The sequence below is a fragment of the Chitinophagales bacterium genome, from assembly GCA_040877935.1.
Lineage (GTDB): Bacteria > Bacteroidota > Bacteroidia > Chitinophagales > CAIOSU01 > JBBDNB01.
In genome coordinates this window covers 44,274-64,251 of sequence record JBBDNB010000042.1, presented here as the reverse complement: position 1 = coordinate 64,251, position 19,978 = coordinate 44,274, and the positions used below count along the sequence as shown (strand labels likewise).

Genomic DNA, 19,978 nt, shown 5'->3' with positions numbered 1-19,978 from the left:
CTTATTATGTTATAGAGGAAACCTCTTTGGTGATTTTCAAATGTCTGGGTTAAACCCAGACAAAAACGTATTAAAAGGCGTTTTTTGTCATTAATAATTTTTTATAATGAATAATGCGGGTTAAATAAAAACAGAACCTCCTATAAATAAAACTAAATGATAGAAAGAATACTGGGCCGTGCCTGTAGTTTGCTGATAGTGTTTGCGATATTATTGCCTGTATTTGATTATCCGGGGAATGAAATTCTTTTGGGTTTGTTTTTTGCCTGCGCTTTTTTGCTGAACCTCCACTACATGAGAATTAGTCAAGTTTCGATCTATACACTTGTGATGGGTTTGTATGCCATTAGTTTTCTGGCGCAGATTGCCGGATTTTATAGCGCATATCATTTCCCTTTGGTAATCAATTTATTTATTGCTGCACATGCCTTGTTTGGTATTTTACTGTTTTGGACCTCTCGTGTATTGCACAAGAAAATAGGTGGAGATTCAATTTATGTGTCCGTTACAGCAGTTGTTTTGTTATTGCATGTAGTGATATTGCTTTTTGCCAATGAGAAATGGATGGCACTGGGCACAAACTTATATTATATACTGCTCGGACTGATCGCCACAATTAAAATCAAAACAGAAATAGATAAGGCATTGATTCCGGCAGAGCAAAAGATATTGAACCTAATTTTGTTGGTAATTGCTTATCCAATTAGTAATTTGGTGATAAGCACAATTCAGAACTTTTAAATTTTTATTGAAATGGAAAATACAAATACAGCCAATCAAAAACTTTCGCCCGAAGCACTTCAGGGTGAGGATTTTTTGCCCATTATGGGCACGGATTATATAGAGTTTTACGTGGGCAATGCCAAGCAATCGGCTTTTTACTATGCGCATGCCTTTGGTTTCCAGCCATTGGCCTATAGTGGTCTTGAAACAGGAGACAAAGAAAAAACCTCCTATGTATTGCGGCAGGGAAAAGTGACCATAATGCTCAGCACTGCGCTTGAACCCGATAGTGAAATTGCCGAGCATCAAAAACTACACGGAGATGGTGTAAAGCATATTGCTTTATGGGTAGAAGATGCCAAAAAGTCTTTTGAAGAATGTACCAGGCGAGGAGCTGAGGCATACCTGGAACCTACTGAGGCAAAAGATGAATCGGGAAAAGTTGTGTTTTCAGGAATTCGCACCTATGGCGATACCGCTCATTTGTTTGTAGAGCGCAAAGCCTACAATGGCGTCTTTTTGCCCGGCTTTGTAAAATGGAAAGCAACCTACAAAACCGAAACACTGGGCTTTAAATATGTAGACCATATGGTAGGAAATGTAGGTTGGGGCGAAATGAACAAATGGTGTAAATTCTACAAAGAGGTAATGGGTTTTTCCCAATTGGTATCATTTGATGACAAAGATATTTCCACTGAATACACCGCCCTTATGAGTAAGGTAATGTCCAATGGAAACGGCAGAATTAAATTCCCCATTAATGAGCCGGCAAAAGGCAAGAAAAAATCACAGATTGAAGAATACATAGATTTTTACAAAGGCTCCGGAGTGCAGCATATTGCCATTGCAACTGATGATATTTTGAAGACTGTGGCTGAATTGCGCAGGCGCGGTGTGGAATTTCTGAATGTGCCCGATACTTATTACGATACAGTATTGGATCGCTGTGGCGAGATTGATGAAAAAATTGCCGAATTGAAAAAACTGAATATACTTGTTGACCGTGATGACGAAGGCTATTTGCTTCAAATATTTACCAAACCGGTACAGGACAGACCAACAGTATTTTATGAAATTATTCAAAGAAAAGGTGCACGTTCTTTTGGGAAAGGAAATTTCAAAGCATTGTTTGAATCCATTGAAAGAGAGCAGGAACTGAGAGGCACTTTGTAATATTGTAAATCAAAATCAATTCATTATGAAAACGCTAATTCTGAATGTATTTATGGTATTTTTTTCTTGTATGCTTTTAGCACAAGACAATATTATTTATGTTGATGGCACAGAAGAATCGGCTAAAGTGCTGGAAGTGAATGACAGGGAAATCAAGTACCGTATTTCAGAAGGAGAAGAGCCGGCCATTTTTACGGTGCCCCGTTCCCAGGTTTTCATGATTCAATTTGCCGATGGTCAATCAAAAGTAATTACTGCAACACAACGCCCCAGGGTTCCCGGAAGAACAGTTGATCGCGAAACAATGGCCGATGCAGCGCAGGAAAGGTCAGATTATCATGAGAAGGGCAAGCGCCTTCCTATTCTTGCTTTTACAATGTCCTGGTTTTTGCCCGGTGCGGGTCAGTACTACAATGGGGATGTTGCCAAAGGCGTTGTTATGTCCGGATTGTGGGTAGCTGGTGGCAGCACTGTGATCGGCACATTGATCGCATCCAGCAGGAACGATAACGAACCATGCACAATAGACCGCTTTGGCAATTCCAACTGTCCCGGTACCGGTGATCGATTTACCCAAAGACAAAAAGTAGCTATGGGCATTGGCGCAGGTGCAGCCTTTGGATCTTTTTTATGGTCTGTGATTGATGCACCGGTAGTAGCCGCAGTAAGAAACCGTAAAATAGACCGTGAATCCAAAGATGGCAGTGCTTCGCGACAGTTGATTTGGGATATCAGTCCCGGAGCGGCAGCAGGACCCGGAGCATCTTTTACTTTAAAATTTTAATCACTTGAGCTGTTTTTCGGCTTACATATCTTTTTATTTAAAAAAACACACAATGACAAAAATTTTAGCTGGCTTACTTATGCTTTTTATATTGGCTGGAACTATGGCCGCTTGTAAATCGAGCAAAGAAGCTGAAACCCAGACCAGGGAACTGACCAGGGAAGAGAAATTGAAAACTATGGAAGTGAGTGTGCAGACAAAAAAAATGGAGCTGAATAAAGTTAAACTCAATGAATTTTCGCTCAATAAATTTAGGGAAGAACTCTACGGCAAGTGGAACTGGCACAAAACCATTTGCTGTGCACGTACACCCCAAACTACTTTAGCCAAAGATTCAGAACAATCCAAAAGCATATATTTTTCTGAAGACAGTACTGCTACCAAATATGAAAATGGAAAACAGGTTTATCAGGAGGAGTATGAAGTGGGCAATGCCCTGAATGATCATAGAATTACAGTGAGAATCGGGGGATACCGAACAGCTATTGCGCATCTCAAAAATGATACTTTGGTCATGGATTACGGTTATATGGATTTGGAAATTTCCTACTATATCCGTGCCGGGGAATAATTTCAAGAGTGCCTTAAGTATTTAAAGTGTACTAAAGTGCCTAAAGTTTAGTGAGGCGTTTTAAGTCTTAAAAAGTCGTAGATCCTTAATTTGTATGCCGGATTGATCAGGTCGCAGTTATGCAACTATGCGATTAATCAAAAGGATTGGTAGCCCAGACTGACAATTCTGGAACAAAGCCCCGCTCGTCCATTTCCAGTCCCGAAACAATGGCATGGGCAATTTCCAGGGGACGCAATTTGTTTTTGATCTCAGCTCTTTCTTTGCGTTCGGGATTGCCAAAAGCAGTAGTTACCTCACTTGGGTTGATCAGCATCACCCGCACATTAAAAGGTCTTAATTCAGCACGCCAGCATTCTGTGAGCCCGCGCAGGGCAAATTTAGAAGCCACATATACACTGCCGCCAGGATATCCTTTTAGTCCGGCTGTAGAGCCAATATTGATCAGGCTGCCGCTTTTTTGTTGTTTGAAATGTTTGGCGGCTACTGCAGCCATCATTGATGCACCGACAACGTTTACATCAAAGATTTTTTGGAAATGATCAGGTTTCAGTTCATCCACATTTTTGCGAATGCCAATTCCCGCATTGTTGATTAGCACATCTATTTTCCCAAATTCATCTAAAAATAAATCAAAGCTGCGTTTAACATCGGCTTCTTCAGATACATCTGCTACTATCGGGAAGGCTCCTGTTTCTTTGGCAGCTTCAGAAAGCCGGATACCGGTTCTTCCTGTTATGGCTACCTGTGCACCTTTTTCTACCAGCAATTTAGCTGTGGCTTTCCCAATTCCGAGACTTCCTCCTGTAATAAGTATTTTCTTTCCTTTTAAATCCATGCTGTATTTTTTTACAATGAACAAGCAATTTATTGAATCGTTTAACCCTGACAATGAAAATCACCATTTTGGTATTCTCCATTTCATGATAAGTTATTGATTTTCATTCGTCAAATTATGCAATTGATTTTCAATTGCAAAATGAGGGTTTAGGAGATTCTGATTTTATTGGTTTTTTTCTTTTTAGGCAATTCAATTCTAAAAGTTGTGCCCTTATCAATTTCTGAATTTTTTACGAATATTTTGCCACCATGATATTGTTCAATAATTCTTTTGGTAAGGGTTAGCCCCAGTCCCCAGCCGCGTTTTTTAGTGCTGTAGCCCGGCTGAAATACGGTTTTGAATTTTGAAGAAGCAATGCCTTTTCCACTGTCTTTAATTTCTACAATTGTTTTATTGTTTTCTTCAAAGGCAATCATTTCAATGCTTCCGCTTCCATCCATGGCATCCAGTGCATTTTTCAATAAATTTTCCAAAACCCATTCAAACAGAGGCGCATTGATCTGCACTTTAAGATTTTCGGGCACATCCATTTTAAAATGCACCCGGTCGGATGATCTGCGCTTGATATAATGGAAAGTCTTTTCTAAAGGCTGAACCAATTGGATTTCTTCGAGCTTCGGTTTGGAGCCGATTTTAGAAAAACGGTCGGCTATCAGTTCCAGGCGATCTACATCTTTGCCCAGTTCCGTGATGATTTCCTCTTTGCTTGTATCTTCAGGTAAATGATCTTTCAGGTATTCCACCCAGGCTACCAATGAGGAAATGGGGGTGCCCAATTGATGTGCAGTTTCTTTGGCCATTCCCACCCATACCTGGTTTTGTTCGGCAGATTTTACGGTTGAAAAACTCAGGTAGGCGACAAAGAGAAAGAGCCCGATAATACCCAGTTGAACGAAGGGATAATAGCGCAATTGCTTCAGTAATATCGAATCTTCGTAATAAATATATATGTAGCTGCCTTCGTAATATTCAATTTGAAGTGGTGCTTTGTTCTTTTTCATTTCCCGCAGTCGCTCGGCCAGGTAGGTGTCGTTGTTTTTTACTTTGACAGAATCCAGATTACGCCAGGCCAATATTTCATTTTCTTCATTGGTGAGAATAACGGGTACGCTTTGGTTGTTTTTAATGACATCAAATAGAAAATTTAAATCTGTATTGTCATCAGCCTGGTAGAGGTTTTTATTGGCATTGGCCCATAGCTCTACTTTTTTCTGCTCGCTGCGCGCAATATCTTTGGCCAGGTGATTGGTGTACCATAGCGAAGCTGATACTATTAATAGTGCCCCAATAATCAGCATTAGCCGCCAGGTAGATTGTTGCCTGTATAAATTCATTCGCCAAATTTAGGAAAAGTCTGCTGCTCTTCTCTGTTTAGTTAGAAGATAGAAATAAGAAATTGGGAGTTAGAGGTTAGAAACTGGAAGATAGAAGTTGGGAGTTAGAAGTTAGAAATTGGAAGTTAGAGCTTAGAACCTTTATTCATAACTCGTCATTTGTTGTGCATCATTTCTCCCACTCAATCGTTTCCAGTTCTTCTTCAGTATCCCAGTGTAGTCTTTCTTGCCTTGTGCTGTATTTTCTTTCTTCAGGATTGCGCAACTTCTCCCAGTCTTTTCTCTGTTGCTGAAAGCGGTGTTTAACACCCTGCTTGTCAAATGAAACAATGGGGTTGTCCGTAGTGCCCTGCATTTTCAGGTAAAAATTGAAATCGTCCGTATCCACCATTTCCGCATCGGGGACTTCGCTTTTGCGCAAGCGGAATTTATTGCCCAGCACATTGTAGATATTGAGCTTGATCAGATAATCAATGCGGGAATCGAAGTGATGCTGCCCTGAAAGTGCCAGGGTAAAAGCATTGGACAAGATCAGCATTTCGGGAATATCGATTGTTCCGTTTTTTATAATAAATTCATTTTCCAGGGTGTGAAATTGAATATTGCGCAAATCGTCCAGTTTGATAAATTTTGAAAGACTTTCCAGTGGTTTGAATCCCCGTAAAGCACCGTTTTTGATATTCATGTAAATATTGCCCTGCATTTGTTTAGCTTCTGTAATACTGTTCCAGTCGGGGAAATTCAAAGTGCCATTGCTGTTGAGTTGTCCTTCCAGGTTTTCTGCAGTAAGTTCCTTTTGCCCGAAATTATCCATTTGATTGAACAGGTTCTTGATATTGATGCTGTCGAGCTGGTATTTGATTTCCAGACAAGTGCTGCAATTCCCTGATTTTTCGGCAAGCAATTTTCCACTGCCTTCCATGCTTTCAAATCGCAAGGCAAACTTTTGATTTTCTTTGTTCAGCAATTCTACATTTGCATTGATGTTTTTGGCATATAGTTTTTTATATGATATTTGTGCCAAATCAAATTTTATGGTTCCCGTAATCGCTGCAGCTGTTTTATCTTCTGAATTGTCAAGCGGCCTGCTCTTGGCCCACCATTTTTCAAGTGCCAGCAGATTTACATTCTCTGCTTTAATTGCAGCTTCAATTTTGATTTGGGGGGTATATTTCAGCCATTTGTCAATGGTGGAAAGTGTTCCGTTGAGCTCTATTTTTTGCCCCGAAATCATGGCTATTGCTTTTGGAATCAAAATCTGATCTTCCTGAAAATCAATATTGAAATTTTCTAAAGAAAGTGGACGTGCTTCCCAGTCAAATTGCAGCATTGAACCGCTGACTTTTCCTTTCAGGGCAATATTGTTGCGCTGAGCAGTATTGATAAATCTTCCGCGCAGGTCAAATTGTTCAAAATTTAAAACCCCGTTAAAATTCTGAACAGGCCATGTACTGTCCCACAGGCCAAAATGTGCTGTTTCAAGTGCTCCATTCAGCTTTAGAATAAGATAGGGGTTGTTGAAATTTTTGTAGAACAATTGCGCAATGAGTTCACTGCCCTGATTGCGAAATTTAATATGGTCCATTGAAAGTGCTGCGTCTTCTAAGGTGTGGCTTTCGCCATTGTTGAAACTGCCTTTTGTACTCAGATTTTCCAGTTTGATATTTTCGCTTTTTGCCAAAAGTGTTGCATCATCCAGTGTGTAGTTGATCTTGATGTAGGGATTGTTTTGTGCATTTAGATAACCGCGAATTTTGGTTTCAAACAAGAACTTTCCCTCTGCTTCGAATTTTGGAGCCCATTCTGCAAATCGTTCTGGTAGAATTTTAAGAAAATCATTGACTTGTAAATCCTGGCCTAAAATCTTAAGATTGTAGTAAGTGCTGTATTTGCGCTGATCTATTTCCCCATTGAGCAGAAAGGGATTATCGCCAATGCTCAGTTGCATTTCATAAAAGTTGTAGCGTTCTTCCTTTGGGAAAAGTGTAAAAGTACCGCTGAGCCTGATTTGTTGGTCATCAATATAGCGCGTTTCTTTGATGTCGATTTGTCCCGCATGGAACTGCGTTTCCAACTTTAGCGCAATGGAATCGGCACTGAAGTCTCCCGAGAGTTTAAGATTTTGAACATGACAATTCAGATTGACATTGCTTTTGTCATCAATGTAGGTGAACTGTATGTCTTTGAGCTGAGCGGCAGCAATTTTCAGGCTAATGCCTTTTGCTTCACCCTGTATGGTGTCGCTTTTCTCTTTTAAAAAGCGGTAATTGATCAGCCCGGTTTTGTCTTTGTGCATTGAAAGTTGACCGTGTGCAATGGCGAGCTGCTCAATTTCCCATTCCTGTCGCCAAAGCTTTTGAAGATTGAGCATCAAAAACACCTTGTCTGCTTTGAGCAAAACTGCTTCACTATTCTCAATACTTTCCAGAGCTTGCAATTGATTCAGTTCTATACTCAAGCGAGGAAAATGAGTCCACCAGTTGAGGTTAACACGCCCCTCAACCGATATCGGTGTTTGCAACTCTTCATTCAGCGTGTTGATGACCTGTGTTTTGAGCGTATCCATAAAAAAACTGTTGAAAAGCAGATAGATAGCAAAGCCAGCGATCAAAAGAAAGGAGAGGAGCCAGAGAAAATATTTGAAGATGCGCAGGATCATATACAAGGGCTAATAACGCTATAATTTGAATGCGCTTATGCGATTTTAAAAAATAAATGCCAGTAATTTCATTTTTTTGTTGGTAAATAAGTCGAACTCATTTAGATTTGCAGTCGCAATTAAGCAGGGCGCTTAGCTCAGTTGGTTTAGAGCACCTGCCTTACAAGCAGGGGGTCGCTGGTTCGAATCCAGCAGTGCCCACATAGAATGGAAAAGCCTTTCAGATTTTGGAGGGCTTTTTTATTGACAAGCGGGAGGTCGCAGGTTCCCCGCCCGCCTGAAGGCGTTCGGGCGGGGAATCCAGCAGGGCCCACGGATAAAGGCTTCAGATTTATTTCTGGAGCCTTTTTTTGTTAATCCAATGGGTCATGACCCATTGGAGCAGGGAATCCAGCAAGTGCCCACACACAATAGAAAAGCCTTTCAGGAAACTGGAGGGCTTTTTGGTTTTCAATGGGTCATGATCTATTGGATTGTTGATTGTGATTTTAGAAATTAATGTGTCATTATTGATACAAAATGGGTATATTTGTATTTATAAAGAGACATTATGGCAAATAAAAGTCCAATATTATTACCTAAAACACAAAGGATACTAACCGAGCTTGGCGAAAATATTAAGCTGGCAAGGTTGAGGAGAAGGCTCAGTAGTGCTCAAGTTGCTGAACGTGCCGGTATGGGGCGCTCTACACTTGTGAAAATAGAAAAGGGAAATCGCGGAGTGAGTATCGGGTATTACCTGAGCGTGCTAAAAGTTCTTGGTCTTGAGAAAGATTTTTTGCTTTTGGCAAAAGACGATGAGTTGGGCAGGAAATTGCAGGATATAGATTTGATTACAAGGAAAAGGGCTCCAAAAAAAATCAATTAATATTAACATTTCCGAAAATGACAATGCCTTAAGTCTGGAGCTTGCCATGCAAGTACATGAATATTTTCGCTTACCAGAGAAAAAAGCCCTTTCAATAATAAAAGAAGTGAAAAATGCGGTGTCTGAATGGAAAGTTGTTGCTAAAAATTACGGCTTGTCAAAAAGGGAGATCGAGCTAAAAGCCCGGGCCTTTCAAAATTTTTAATCCAGCAGCACCCACACAGAACAGAAAAACCCTTTCACATCAAGATTTTGTGTAGTTCAGTTATAATTTTTTAAATTGTAATACAAAATCTTCTGACATGACCGCAAAATACAGCTTATTTATTTTGATGATTTGCTGCTGCAGCAGTTTAAGAGCTCAACATTTCAATCTTTTAAAAGTAATCAACCAGAACGGCAGTGCCGGTATTGAAAATTTCACCTTGTCATCAGGCAAGCTTTTCTTTACAGCAACCGATACTTCCCATGGAAATGAATTATGGGTAACGGACGGTACCGAATCGGGAACCATGATGCTCAAGGATATCAATCCCGGTATGTTTGGTTCATCTATAAGTAATATAGCATCTGTTAACAATACTTTGTTCTTTTCAGCCAACAACGGAAGTATTGGAGCAGAGCTGTGGATCAGTGATGGTACTGAAGCGGGTACACAATTGTTGAAAGATATCAATCCCGGTGCTATAGCCGGGGAAATCAGTCATTTTGCACCTGCATTGGATCTGTTGTTGTTTGCTGCAAATGAAGGCACCAATGGTAAAGAATTGTGGGGATCTGACGGCACTACTGTCGGCACTAAAATGATCAAAGACATATCCCCGGGTATAGGCAGCTCTCTTCCTTTTAACTTTACTGAATTCAATGGCAAGGTTTATTTTTCTGCCATTAGCTCCAGTGGTGATGAATTTTGGTCAACAGACGGCACTTCTGCCGGAACGCAAATGATCAAAGACATCAACCCGGGTGCAGGCAACAGTAGTCCTGCTGATTTTATTGTTTATGACAATAAATTATATTTCAACGCAGATGATGGTGTGAATGGTAAAGAGCTTTGGGTAAGTGATGGTACAACAGCGGGCACCCAATTGTTCAAAGATATTAACCCAGGTGCAGGGTCATGTGATTTTAATTATCCGTTTGTATTTAAGGATAAACTTTACTTTTCTGCCAATGACGGTACAAATGGAGATGAGCTCTGGATAAGTGATGGCACATCAAGTGGTACCCAAATGCTTAAAAACATCAATACCTCGGGTTCTTCAACAATCCAGGGTTGGTTTGTTGAATACGGGGATAAGCTCTATTTCAGAGCAGATGACGGCACCCACGAACAGGAGTATTGGTTTAGCGATGGTACCACAGCAGGAACACAAATGCTCAAAGACCTGAATCCTTCCGGTGATGCATTCCCTGCCTGGCCAATTGTTTACAAGGACAAATTGTATTTCCAGGCCAATGATGGAAATGGCCGCAAAATGTGGGTTTCAGATGGGACAGAAGCGGGTACTGAAATCATAATGCCTCCCATAGCCCCTAATAATGATCCATTCGACAATCCTTCGGGGTTTGTTGAATTTCAGGGCAAGTTGTTTTTCGATGCTGATTTTAATTTTGCCGGGGAGCAGTTGTGGACTTATGAAGATACCACTGCAACAGATAATGACACGACTTCAGTTGAATTACTTGAATCTGGAGACATTGGTTTTGTAGCATTCCCCAATCCTGTTAATGAACAATTGCAAATTGAGTTTGAACAAGAACTTAAGCAAGAAATGCACCTTCAGGTTTATGACCTAATGGGACGCATAATATTTGAAGACGAAATTTCAGAGGGTGCTAATTCATGCCAGGTCAACACCAGGGCACTTCAAACAGGCTCCTATTTGTTACACCTTTCAAATGACTATGGCTCAGCGGTTGAGCATTTTGTTAAAATACACTGAGTTCAACCATTAATTTCCTATGATCAGGCTCTTTTCAATTATTGTAATATTGTTTTTTGGTCTTCAATTGCAGTCCCAAATCACATCAGATAATGACTGCGGGAAAATTTACAATATAGTTGATTCCATGCCACAATTTCCCGGTGGGGATATTGCCTTTTCCCACTTTATCAGAGACCTGGAATATCCGGAGAATTGTACGGTTCATGATCTGGAATATGTAAAATTTATCATCAATAAAGAAGGTAAAGCAACAGCTATAGAAGCTGTAGGTTTCAAAGATTTATGTGCAGAAGCCATTGAAAATCAATTTGCAAAAATGCCCAAATGGACTCCGGGTTACTTAAAAGATTCAGCCGTTTGTATTTTACAGGCTATACCCATATACAAACCCAATAGAAAAAATTAAATTTTCTGAATTTGCATAGGAAACCTGATCCTTGAAGCCGAAGGCCTGACAGTGCTTTTTTGCTATTTTAGATTTTTATCGGACAGTACTGTTATTTCAATAACTCATGCTGAATGCAATAGACTACCCACTATTAGGTAAAACATAACTTAAAATATCGCCCCCATTTGCAAGGCTTGTGTTCTGAGTTCCTGGGGGATCGTTGTGTATTTTTTCAGGCATCTCCGGAAGACAACTCAAGCTTGATGTCTAAAAAACTCTAAGAAATAGAATTCCTGACCTTTTGTGAATAGGCGCGCAGCGCAGTTTTAAAATCATGGCCCTTATTTTTCATATCCTCTAATATCCAAATGGCGGCCAGCACGTGGGTCAATTGCTCTCCTTCATCATTGCCTTCAATTTGTATTGCGGGGGTATCTTCTTCTATAATGGCTTCTTCAGCAGCCATCAGGGTGTTGACATCGTATTGTTCTACCAGCTTTTTTATTACAGGGATCTTCATAATTATCAGCTTACTTTTTCAATCAGTTTTTCTACAAAATCAATTTTTCCGGCAGAGGAACCTTCCACCAGTTCACCATTTTTAAATGCTGCAAAAAAGGGCAGGTTATCCACTCCGGCAGCTTTCCTGGCTCCAGGGCTGTGTTCAGCATTTACATCCAGAAAAGCCACATCGCTATAAGCTTCATTTTCGGCAAGTCTTTTGTATTTGGGAGCCATCAGCCGGCATGAGCCGCACCAGTCAGCATAGAATTTCACAATTACTTTTTCATTGGATTTTAATGCTTCGCTAAATTGAGCATCATCTGCTTTTATCAAACTCATTCGTCTGTTTTTATTGGTTTCTGAATACTAACATTTTTCAAAACTAAAAGATTAATGGGATTGGGATTTAATCCACTGATATTTTTTTGCACAAAACGCAAAACCTGGTCATAATAAAGAGGAACAACTACCGCATCTTTCATTATAAGGCTGTCCATATTGCGATAGAGTTTTAAGCGTTCGGCTTCATTGTTTTCTTTCAAAGCAGCTTCGTACAGTTTGTCATAAACAGGATTGGAATAATTGGTGTAATTGGGTGGTGCTCCAAGCGGGCCATAAAATAGTGCCAGGTAATTTTCAGCATCGGGATAATCGGCAATCCAGGAGCCACGGAAAAAATCTGCATCCCCTTTGGCCATCATTTCCCGCTGAAAAGCCGGGGGAACAATATCCATTTCAATGTTCAGCCCAATTTCATTCAACTGGCGCACGATATAGGTGCCGATATCTTCATAGCTCGAGTTGGTCAGCAGTTTTATTTTTTCCCCGCTGTAGCCCGATTGTTTGATCAATTGTCTTGCTTTATCCGGATTATAGGAATAGCCATAATCTGCTTGCGGATTGAAACCGGGCAAGCCAAATGGGATAAAACCTTGTTCTGCCGGAATACCGATATTATTGCGCAGAAAACGGATCATTTGCCTGCGATCAAAACCGTAATTGATGGCCTGTCGAATGGCTTTCTTATTGAGTGCCGTATTGTCTGTACTTTGTAAAATGCCAAGGTATTCCGTATTGAGATATGGTGCCTTTAGCAATTCAATTTTACCGTTCCATTCGGCTTTTAATTTACCTTCTTTATCCAGCAATTCATCAATATAAGCGGGGTCAATACCGCTCATAAAATCAATATCTCCCTGGATAAATTTGAGGTATTCGGTTTCTTTGCTTTCAATAAAACTTACCCTTACGGCATCTAATTTTGGCAATCCTTCTTCGAAATAATCCTGATTTTTTTCCAGGATAATGACCTGCCCTTCCTTCCATACTTTTAATTGAAAAGGACCTGTCCCCACCGGATTTTTCCTGAAATCACTTTTGTAATGCGCCACCACTTCTTCAGGCAGCACAAAGCAATAAGGCATTGATAGCAGGGAGAGCATTGGCCCGAAAGGGCTGTTTAAGCTAAGCTGAAAAGTGCTGTCGTTCAGAGCTTTAAAAGGTTTGTTTTCAGCAAGTTTATCATTAAAAATCCATGAGCCTGGAGAAGCTACTTTTGGATCAATAATGCGCTGAAAACTATAAACTACATCTGAAGCTTTTAATGTGCGTTCTTTGGCAATGAGATCATTTTTGTGGAAATGCACATCCGTTCTCAGGTGAAAAGTATAGTGCAGTCCATCTTCACTGATTTCCCAGGATTTAGCCAGGGCGGGTTTTACATTCAATTCATTATCGAGCGTAATTAGCCCGTTGTACATTTGATAGACCAACCAAATAGAAGCCTGGTCTTTTGCAAATGCAGGATCAAGGGAGTTTATTGCCGAAGAAATATTGAAACGAAAAACGCTGCCCAGTTCTTTCTTTTCATTTGGATTGCAGGCAGAGAGCAGCAATAAGAGCAAGCAGAAGCTTAAAATTTTATAAATTGATCGCATTGTTTGTCTATGGCTTTTAAGGTTTCCATATCTGCAAGAAATCCTTCTTTATCGATAAGGGTTTCTATTTTTGAGATAGGTAGTTTATTATACATCACCTGCATTTGCAGGTAATTGAAAATACCGGTAAGGTGCTCCATTCCACGCAAGTTTCCCGCTCTTCCTGAAGACACGCCCGTTAAGGCTACTTTTTTACCGTGATAGGCATTGGGAATATCACTGGCATCGATCATCAGTTTTAAAATTCCGGGAAAACCACCATTGTATTCGGGTGCTATGATCAGGAATTTATCGGCAGGAATCAGGTATTTGTTTTGAAAAACATCAAATGCGGTGCTTGGGTTGCCATACATAGCACTGTGTAAGGCATCTACAGGTAAATCCTCAAGATTGCAAAGCGTTACGGGGTAGCCTTTTTTATCAAGTATTTTTTTATATGTTTGGGCTACCAAAAGGGTCATACTTCCAGGACGATTGGTAGCAGAAATGAGAGTGGTCATTAGTGCAAAAATATTTATTTTAGATTTTCAACAAAATTACCCTATTATGTTGGCAATTTGAAGTGCTTATTAACAGCGCATTGTTTATAAAAGCCTGCTGCTCCCTATCAGATTTTTAGCATTATCCGTATCTTCATACTTCCCTGCGAATTTAGTAAGCAAATCTATCGGGATATTTATTTTAAAGGTAGCAATGCTAAGTACTAAATAGTCAGGAGGGTCGATAATTCCTTTGTCCTTAAATTGAAAATTAAAGGTTCTGATTTATTGACACTTATTTTTTTATTTCCAGAATAATATGTGATGGCAAGAATAATAACTTTAGCAAATCAGAAAGGGGGAGTGGGCAAAACTACTTCAGCCATAAATCTGGCAGCGAGTTTTGCAGTGTTGGAATACAAAACACTTTTGATTGATGCGGATCCGCAGGCAAACAGTACTTCGGGTATTGGCTTTGATCCCAAAAACATTAAAGCCAGTGTTTATGATATACTGGTCAATGAATCAGATCCAAGAGATATAATACTTGAAACAGAAACCCCGCACCTGCATCTGCTGCCTGCTCATTTAGATTTGGTAGGGGCGGAAATAGAGCTGATTAATCAGCCCAACAGGGAAATGATTATGAAAACGGCAATTGAAGCCCTGAAAGACGATTACGACTATATCGTAATAGACTGTTCTCCATCTCTGGGCTTGATTACCGTGAATGCACTTTCAGCTGCAGATAGTGTTGTCATTCCCGTTCAATGCGAATATTTTGCACTGGAAGGATTGGGTAAATTGCTCAATACAATTAAAATTGTGCAAAGCCGATTAAACCCGGATCTGGAAATTGAAGGCATTATACTAACCATGTATGATACACGTTTACGTTTGTCCAATCAGGTAGCATCTGAAGTGAAGCGCCACTTTGGCGAACTGGTTTTTGATACCATTGTGCACAGAAATACAAGATTGGGAGAAGCACCGAGTTTTGGAAAGCCTGCAATACTTTACGATGCGGAAAGTACCGGTGCAGTAAATTATTTAAATCTCGCCCGAGAGATTTTGCAAAAGAACAATGATACCAAAATGGATTCTGGCGATAAAATATTAGATTTTAAAAAATGAGTGCTAAAAAAGAAGCATTGGGAAAAGGAATACGTGCCCTTTTAAGTGGCATTGAGGATGATGTGGGGGCAGCAGAAAATCTCAATTCAAAAGATATTGCTGCCAAAACAGGCATTAGCCGCATACCACTCGACCTGATTGAGATCAATCCTTTTCAACCCAGAGCTGAGTTTAATGAAGAAAAACTCAATGAATTAAAAGATTCCATAGAAACACATGGTGTTATTCAGCCCATTACGCTTCGTGCATTGGGCAAAAATAAATACCAGTTGATTTCGGGAGAAAGAAGGCTGCGCGCTTCAAAACTGGCAGGATTGAAAGACATTCCCGCTTATGTGCGTGAAGCCGATGACCAGGAGATGCTGGAAATTGCATTGATAGAAAATATTCAGCGCGAAGACCTCAATGCCATAGAAATTTCAATCAATTATCAGCGCCTGCTCGAAGAATGTGAATTGACCCAGGATGCCCTGGGAAAAAGACTGGGCAAAAACCGCAGTACAGTAACCAATTATCTGCGCCTTTTGAAATTGCCCCCCGAAATACAAAGCGGTATTAGAGACCGCAAACTCAGCATGGGACATGCCCGTGCCTTGATTGCCCTGGATGATTCTATAGCGCAAATCGATATTTTTAATCAGATTATGAAGCGCGGCTTATCGGTGCGGCAAGTGGAAAATTTGTCGAAGAATTACAAGCCCAAAGCCAAACGAAACGCAGAAAAAAACAAGGATTTGCCTTTGGCTTATCGCAAAATTCAGGATGAACTTTCTTCGGTGCTTTCTGCGAAAGTATTGCTCAAACCCAAAAAGGGCAATAAAGGCGAAATTGTGATCAATTATTCCTCTGATGAAGAATTAGACCGACTATTAGATCAACTGAGTAATGGCTAAAACTTACTTTTTGAAATCCATCTTTTTTATCCCCCTGCTTTTGTTTTTTGTTTTTCCAAAAGTGCTTTTGGCCCAGGCAGAAGTCTATACCGAACCTAAGGACACGCTCAGCAGCCAGGTGGAGGTGAAAGAAGTTTCCAGGCAACCTAAAAAACACAGCCCCAAAAAGGCGGTGATTTTCAGTGCCGTACTGCCAGGACTGGGGCAGATTTACAACAAAAAATATTGGAAACTGCCGATTATTTATGCTGGATTTGGCGGTCTGGGTTATTCCATTTATACCAATACACAAGACTGGCGTATGTATCGCGATGCCTATAAATTAAGAGTAGATGGCGACCCCAATACGGTGGATGAATTTGAAGGCAGTGTGAGCGAGAACAATCTGCTGGAACTAAAAAATCATTACAAAAGAAATATAGATTTAAGTGTGATATTTACAGCGGTTTTGTATGCTTTAAATTTGGTAGATGCAGCAGTAGATGCGCATCTTTTCAATTATGATATTAGCGATGATTTAAGCATGCATGTGCAACCTGATATGGGATTTCATTCCCAGAGAGGTTCTGCTACTGCCGGTGTTTCAATAATTTTTAGGTTATGAACATAGCATTATTAGGATATGGAAGAATGGGAGGCTCTATTGCACAACTCATTGATCAACAGGGAGAAGATGAAGTAGTGCTTAAAATCCATAAGGACAACAAAGATGAACTCACTGTTGAAAATCTGCAAAAGGCGGATATAGCAATAGAATTTTCTACTCCCGATACGGCTGTTAAGCATATTGAGAAATGTTTTGAAGCAGATATTCCAGTTGTGGTGGGTACTACAGGCTGGCTTGATGATTTTGAGCGCATTAAAAAATACTGTCTGGAAAATGACAAGACACTTTTTTATGCTTCAAATTTTAGTATTGGGGTCAATATTTTTTTTGAAGTAAACAGGCAATTGGCTAAGCTGATGAATGGCCAGGAACAATACGAACCTGATATTGAAGAAATTCACCACACAGAAAAACTCGACAGCCCAAGTGGAACGGCCATTACACTTGCTGAAGGTATTCTTTCTAATTTAAAGCGAAAGTCAAAATGGGAAAATAATCCGAAAGATGAAAAGGAGTATGTATTGCCCATTATTTCCAGAAGAGAGCCTGATGTGCCCGGTACCCATATTATCCATTACGAATCGGATATTGATTATATCACCATCAGTCATGAAGCTAAGTCGCGCAGAGGATTTGTGCAAGGGGCAGTAATGGCTGCAAAATGGGTGCACAATAAGAAGGAGAAAGGCTATTTTGAAATGAAAGATTTACTCAAATTTTAACAAAGAACAGATGGGCATTTATTTACTACTCATATTTCTACCATTTTTGCTGTTTAGCGGAATCACGGTTTTACTTCCTAATTTTTTTGAGGCAGCAGGCAAAGGTGCTGATGAGGCCAAAAAACCTATGCGCAATGTGCTTGTTTGGTTCGAAATTATTGAGAAGAACAAAGCCTGGATCATTGTATTTTTTATCCCCTATGTGAATGTTATTCTTATTATCTGGATGGTGACTGAATTTTTGAAAAACTTCGACCGCTCATCATTCTTAGACCAGATTCTCGGTATATTCTTCTGGTTTGTGTATTTGCCTTACTTGGATAAAAAGAAGGAATTTAAATTTTTGGGCGTAAAAAATCGCAGAAAAAAAAGCCAGGCACGCGAATGGATAGATGCATTGATATTTGCAGTAGTAGCAGCTACAATAATTCGCTCGTTTATTATTGAAGCCTATACTATTCCTACTTCTTCAATGGAGAAAACCCTGCTCGTTGGTGATTTTCTTTTTGTGAGCAAATTCCACTATGGCCCACGTACACCTATGACACCCATATCTTTTCCTTTTGCCCACCACACCATGCCGGTAGTGGGAGGTAAGTCTTATTCGGATGCCATTCAATTGCCTTATTTTAGAATTCCCGGTTTTCAGGAAGTGGAACGGAATGATATTGTGGTTTTCAATTGGCCACAGGAAGATTTCAGACCGGTAGATAAGCGGGAAAATTATATTAAGCGCTGTGTAGCTGTTCCCGGTGATGAAATCCATGTAGATAAAAGTGTCTTGTATGTAAATGGTGAAAAGGCCTATGAACCGGTAGAAATGCAATACCAATATCGCGTGAGAACAGATGGACAACCCTTAAACCGAAAAGTGATTCGCGATATGCAGATTACCGATGGGGGCATGGTTTCAGCACACGAAGGACTTTATTTATTCAGTCTCACCGATGATAAAGTGAAACAGTTGGAAGCTTTTAAAAATATCAGGGAAGTGAAAAAGCATTTGGCTACAAAGAATAAAGTACAACCACAACGCTACTACTATCCACCGGATATTGAGAAATACCCCTGGAATGTGGATTATTTCGGGCCTTTAAAAGTACCTGCTAAAGGAGAGACTGTGGAGATCACTGGTGATAATATTTTGATTTATAAGCGTATAATAGAAGTTTTTGAAGGCAATGAGCTGTTGATTGAGGGCGATCAGATCAAGATCAATGGAGCCCCGGCAGATTCCTATACTTTTAAAATGGACTATTACTTTATGATGGGCGACAATCGCCACAATTCTGAAGATTCGCGTTTTTGGGGATTTGTTCCCGAAAATCATATTGTGGGTAAAGCCTGGCTTGTTTGGCTGTCTTTAGACAAAGGAGAATCTTTCCCGTTCAATATCCGCTGGAATCGCCTCTTTATGCCTATACATGGATGGGATGGGAAGGCCGAGTAAGCTGTTATAGAACCTGTGCTATAAATACTAAACAATAGCTTAGATTGCCGTAATAAAAATATTTAAATTAGTGTGCCTGATTATTTTTAGAATTTTCAATTCAGCACATTATGAAACATGCAATTTTAATTCTATTATCCCTCTTCTTTTCAGGTTTTTTGTTCAGCCAGGAAGAAGAGAAAGCAATTCGTGAATTTTCGCCAGAGTTGTTAAAACACAGACATGAACTTTCGATTGATCATGGGGGTACACTTGCTTTTTTGTACACCAATGCAGAGCTTTTCAGTGCCGCAATCACTTACAGGCGGTTTTTTAAAAACTATAAAACTGCTTTTCGAACTGGTTTTAGAACCACCCTCACGGATAGAATTCGCGAAGAAGGCGATTATTTGTCCACCAGAAAAATAGCTGTTGATGCCATAAGGATTACCCGTACTCAAGAAACAAATTATTACGAAAGCAATTGGCACACATTGCGTTTTGGAATTGACCATCGCTTTGGTACAAGAAGGGTGAAGTTTCTGTTGGGAGTGGATTTTGCTTTCGGACTGAATCAATACCAGAGAGATCAGGTTTGGCAAAGCTCAACGAGTATTCAAAAACTGGATACTTTAACTACTTTTGTTGATTTTACTAGTTTTAATACTTATTCATCATATAGGTCAGAAGAAGTGCTGAATTTTGTCGTTGGTTTTTCGCCAATAGTTGGGGTAAATGTACACTTGAGCAAAAGGTGGATATTGGTCAGCACTATGGTCATAGATTATATGGCGCAAATTCCTATTAAATCAGATAATTATTTCAGTGCCGAGACTGGTCCCAGTACCAATTTCAACATAGTTGATGCCCTGCTTTTTGAAATTTCTGTTGGGTATAGGTTTTAGCTACATAATACCTCACTATTAGTTCATTATATCATTATACCTCTTTTGCTTAGTGAATATTGTCCAACATTAGATCAA

Annotated in this window: 20 protein-coding genes and 1 tRNA gene; 14 read left to right on the top strand and 7 right to left on the bottom strand. The window is 39.9% G+C overall.

Features of this window, described 5'->3' with window-relative positions; translation table 11 throughout:
- Positions 1-156 precede the first annotated feature (156 nt).
- The 4 genes from WD048_11025 to WD048_11010 are packed head-to-tail and all read left to right on the top strand — an operon-like array spanning position 157 to position 3,251.
- A complete protein-coding gene (locus WD048_11025; GenBank protein MEX0812737.1) occupies positions 157-741 on the top strand; it encodes a hypothetical protein in 585 nt (194 codons plus the stop codon).
- Between the two features lie 12 nt (positions 742-753).
- Positions 754-1,896 (top strand): 4-hydroxyphenylpyruvate dioxygenase, encoded by a 1,143-nt coding sequence (hppD, locus tag WD048_11020; protein MEX0812736.1) that lies wholly within the window; start codon positions 754-756, stop codon positions 1,894-1,896.
- 25 nt (positions 1,897-1,921) lie between these two features.
- Positions 1,922-2,680 (top strand): hypothetical protein, encoded by a 759-nt coding sequence (locus WD048_11015; protein ID MEX0812735.1) that lies wholly within the window; start codon positions 1,922-1,924, stop codon positions 2,678-2,680.
- A 52-nt stretch (positions 2,681-2,732) separates the two neighbouring features.
- Positions 2,733-3,251 (top strand): hypothetical protein, encoded by a 519-nt coding sequence (locus WD048_11010; protein ID MEX0812734.1) that lies wholly within the window; start codon positions 2,733-2,735, stop codon positions 3,249-3,251.
- Positions 3,252-3,384: 133 nt separating this feature from the next.
- Here the strand turns inward: WD048_11010 and WD048_11005 are convergent, their stop codons facing one another.
- From WD048_11005 to WD048_10995, 3 genes are all read right to left on the bottom strand, one after another.
- Complete coding sequence (locus WD048_11005; protein ID MEX0812733.1) at positions 3,385-4,089, bottom strand: SDR family oxidoreductase; 705 nt, start codon at positions 4,087-4,089, stop codon at positions 3,385-3,387.
- A gap of 149 nt (positions 4,090-4,238) precedes the next feature.
- The gene (locus WD048_11000) at positions 4,239-5,426 is read right to left on the bottom strand and encodes a HAMP domain-containing sensor histidine kinase (GenBank protein MEX0812732.1); all 1,188 of its coding nucleotides are present in this window, start codon (positions 5,424-5,426) and stop codon (positions 4,239-4,241) included.
- 169 nt (positions 5,427-5,595) lie between these two features.
- Positions 5,596-7,992 carry an AsmA-like C-terminal region-containing protein gene (locus WD048_10995; protein MEX0812731.1) on the bottom strand — a complete coding sequence of 799 codons (2,397 nt, stop codon included), beginning with the start codon at positions 7,990-7,992 and terminating at the stop codon, positions 5,596-5,598.
- 219 nt (positions 7,993-8,211) lie between these two features.
- Between WD048_10995 and WD048_10990 the strand changes: the two genes are divergently transcribed.
- The 4 genes from WD048_10990 (at position 8,212) to WD048_10975 (ending at position 11,308) form a co-directional block, all read left to right on the top strand.
- Positions 8,212-8,286, top strand: a tRNA-Val gene (locus WD048_10990).
- Between the two features lie 349 nt (positions 8,287-8,635).
- A complete protein-coding gene (locus WD048_10985; GenBank protein MEX0812730.1) occupies positions 8,636-8,953 on the top strand; it encodes a helix-turn-helix transcriptional regulator in 318 nt (105 codons plus the stop codon).
- A gap of 302 nt (positions 8,954-9,255) precedes the next feature.
- Complete coding sequence (locus WD048_10980) at positions 9,256-10,899, top strand: ELWxxDGT repeat protein (protein ID MEX0812729.1); 1,644 nt, start codon at positions 9,256-9,258, stop codon at positions 10,897-10,899.
- A 19-nt stretch (positions 10,900-10,918) separates the two neighbouring features.
- The gene (locus WD048_10975; protein ID MEX0812728.1) at positions 10,919-11,308 is read left to right on the top strand and encodes a hypothetical protein; all 390 of its coding nucleotides are present in this window, start codon (positions 10,919-10,921) and stop codon (positions 11,306-11,308) included.
- A gap of 259 nt (positions 11,309-11,567) precedes the next feature.
- On the opposite strand, the gene WD048_10970 is transcribed toward WD048_10975, so the two are convergent.
- Genes WD048_10970 through WD048_10955 form a run of 4 tightly spaced genes read right to left on the bottom strand, consistent with a single transcriptional unit; the run spans position 11,568 to position 14,231 of the window.
- Positions 11,568-11,810: a hypothetical protein gene (locus WD048_10970; GenBank protein ID MEX0812727.1), complete on the bottom strand. Its 243-nt coding sequence runs from the start codon at positions 11,808-11,810 to the stop codon at positions 11,568-11,570.
- Between the two features lie 5 nt (positions 11,811-11,815).
- A complete protein-coding gene (locus WD048_10965; protein MEX0812726.1) occupies positions 11,816-12,133 on the bottom strand; it encodes a thioredoxin family protein in 318 nt (105 codons plus the stop codon).
- Complete coding sequence (locus tag WD048_10960) at positions 12,130-13,731, bottom strand: ABC transporter substrate-binding protein (GenBank protein ID MEX0812725.1); 1,602 nt, start codon at positions 13,729-13,731, stop codon at positions 12,130-12,132. Before WD048_10960 ends, WD048_10965 begins: the two co-directional genes overlap by 4 nt.
- A complete protein-coding gene (locus WD048_10955; protein MEX0812724.1) occupies positions 13,707-14,231 on the bottom strand; it encodes an NAD(P)H-dependent oxidoreductase in 525 nt (174 codons plus the stop codon). Before WD048_10955 ends, WD048_10960 begins: the two co-directional genes overlap by 25 nt.
- A 303-nt stretch (positions 14,232-14,534) precedes the next feature.
- Here WD048_10955 and WD048_10950 point away from each other — a divergent pair, with 303 nt between their 5' ends.
- The 6 genes from WD048_10950 (at position 14,535) to WD048_10925 (ending at position 19,900) form a co-directional block, all read left to right on the top strand.
- A complete protein-coding gene (locus WD048_10950) occupies positions 14,535-15,344 on the top strand; it encodes an AAA family ATPase (GenBank protein MEX0812723.1) in 810 nt (269 codons plus the stop codon).
- A complete protein-coding gene (locus tag WD048_10945) occupies positions 15,341-16,237 on the top strand; it encodes a ParB/RepB/Spo0J family partition protein (protein ID MEX0812722.1) in 897 nt (298 codons plus the stop codon). Before WD048_10950 ends, WD048_10945 begins: the two co-directional genes overlap by 4 nt.
- 10 nt (positions 16,238-16,247) lie before the next feature.
- The gene (locus WD048_10940; GenBank protein MEX0812721.1) at positions 16,248-16,841 is read left to right on the top strand and encodes a DUF5683 domain-containing protein; all 594 of its coding nucleotides are present in this window, start codon (positions 16,248-16,250) and stop codon (positions 16,839-16,841) included.
- Positions 16,838-17,566 carry a 4-hydroxy-tetrahydrodipicolinate reductase gene (gene dapB, locus WD048_10935; protein MEX0812720.1) on the top strand — a complete coding sequence of 243 codons (729 nt, stop codon included), beginning with the start codon at positions 16,838-16,840 and terminating at the stop codon, positions 17,564-17,566. The genes WD048_10940 and dapB overlap by 4 nt, the downstream gene beginning before the upstream one ends.
- Positions 17,567-17,576: 10 nt before the next feature.
- Positions 17,577-19,016, top strand: coding sequence for a signal peptidase I (gene lepB, locus WD048_10930; protein MEX0812719.1), 1,440 nt, complete (start codon positions 17,577-17,579; stop codon positions 19,014-19,016).
- 110 nt (positions 19,017-19,126) lie between these two features.
- A complete protein-coding gene (locus WD048_10925) occupies positions 19,127-19,900 on the top strand; it encodes a hypothetical protein (protein MEX0812718.1) in 774 nt (257 codons plus the stop codon).
- Positions 19,901-19,978: the final 78 nt, after the last annotated feature.

Excerpts from the sequence above, each read along its gene's own strand:
- WD048_11025 (MEX0812737.1), top strand. The coding sequence starts at position 157 with ATGATAGAAAGAATACTGGGCCGTGCCTGTAGTTTGCTGATAGTGTTT.
- hppD (MEX0812736.1), top strand. The coding sequence starts at position 754 with ATGGAAAATACAAATACAGCCAATCAAAAACTTTCGCCCGAAGCACTT.
- WD048_11015 (MEX0812735.1), top strand. The coding sequence starts at position 1,922 with ATGAAAACGCTAATTCTGAATGTATTTATGGTATTTTTTTCTTGTATG.
- WD048_11010 (MEX0812734.1), top strand. The coding sequence starts at position 2,733 with ATGACAAAAATTTTAGCTGGCTTACTTATGCTTTTTATATTGGCTGGA.
- WD048_11005 (MEX0812733.1), bottom strand. The coding sequence starts at position 4,089 with ATGGATTTAAAAGGAAAGAAAATACTTATTACAGGAGGAAGTCTCGGA.
- WD048_11000 (MEX0812732.1), bottom strand. The coding sequence starts at position 5,426 with ATGAATTTATACAGGCAACAATCTACCTGGCGGCTAATGCTGATTATT.
- WD048_10995 (MEX0812731.1), bottom strand. The coding sequence starts at position 7,992 with ATGGATACGCTCAAAACACAGGTCATCAACACGCTGAATGAAGAGTTG.
- WD048_10985 (MEX0812730.1), top strand. The coding sequence starts at position 8,636 with ATGGCAAATAAAAGTCCAATATTATTACCTAAAACACAAAGGATACTA.
- WD048_10980 (MEX0812729.1), top strand. The coding sequence starts at position 9,256 with ATGACCGCAAAATACAGCTTATTTATTTTGATGATTTGCTGCTGCAGC.
- WD048_10975 (MEX0812728.1), top strand. The coding sequence starts at position 10,919 with ATGATCAGGCTCTTTTCAATTATTGTAATATTGTTTTTTGGTCTTCAA.
- WD048_10970 (MEX0812727.1), bottom strand. The coding sequence starts at position 11,810 with ATGAAGATCCCTGTAATAAAAAAGCTGGTAGAACAATACGATGTCAAC.
- WD048_10965 (MEX0812726.1), bottom strand. The coding sequence starts at position 12,133 with ATGAGTTTGATAAAAGCAGATGATGCTCAATTTAGCGAAGCATTAAAA.
- WD048_10960 (MEX0812725.1), bottom strand. The coding sequence starts at position 13,731 with ATGCGATCAATTTATAAAATTTTAAGCTTCTGCTTGCTCTTATTGCTG.
- WD048_10955 (MEX0812724.1), bottom strand. The coding sequence starts at position 14,231 with ATGACCACTCTCATTTCTGCTACCAATCGTCCTGGAAGTATGACCCTT.
- WD048_10950 (MEX0812723.1), top strand. The coding sequence starts at position 14,535 with ATGGCAAGAATAATAACTTTAGCAAATCAGAAAGGGGGAGTGGGCAAA.
- WD048_10945 (MEX0812722.1), top strand. The coding sequence starts at position 15,341 with ATGAGTGCTAAAAAAGAAGCATTGGGAAAAGGAATACGTGCCCTTTTA.
- dapB (MEX0812720.1), top strand. The coding sequence starts at position 16,838 with ATGAACATAGCATTATTAGGATATGGAAGAATGGGAGGCTCTATTGCA.
- lepB (MEX0812719.1), top strand. The coding sequence starts at position 17,577 with ATGGGCATTTATTTACTACTCATATTTCTACCATTTTTGCTGTTTAGC.
- WD048_10925 (MEX0812718.1), top strand. The coding sequence starts at position 19,127 with ATGAAACATGCAATTTTAATTCTATTATCCCTCTTCTTTTCAGGTTTT.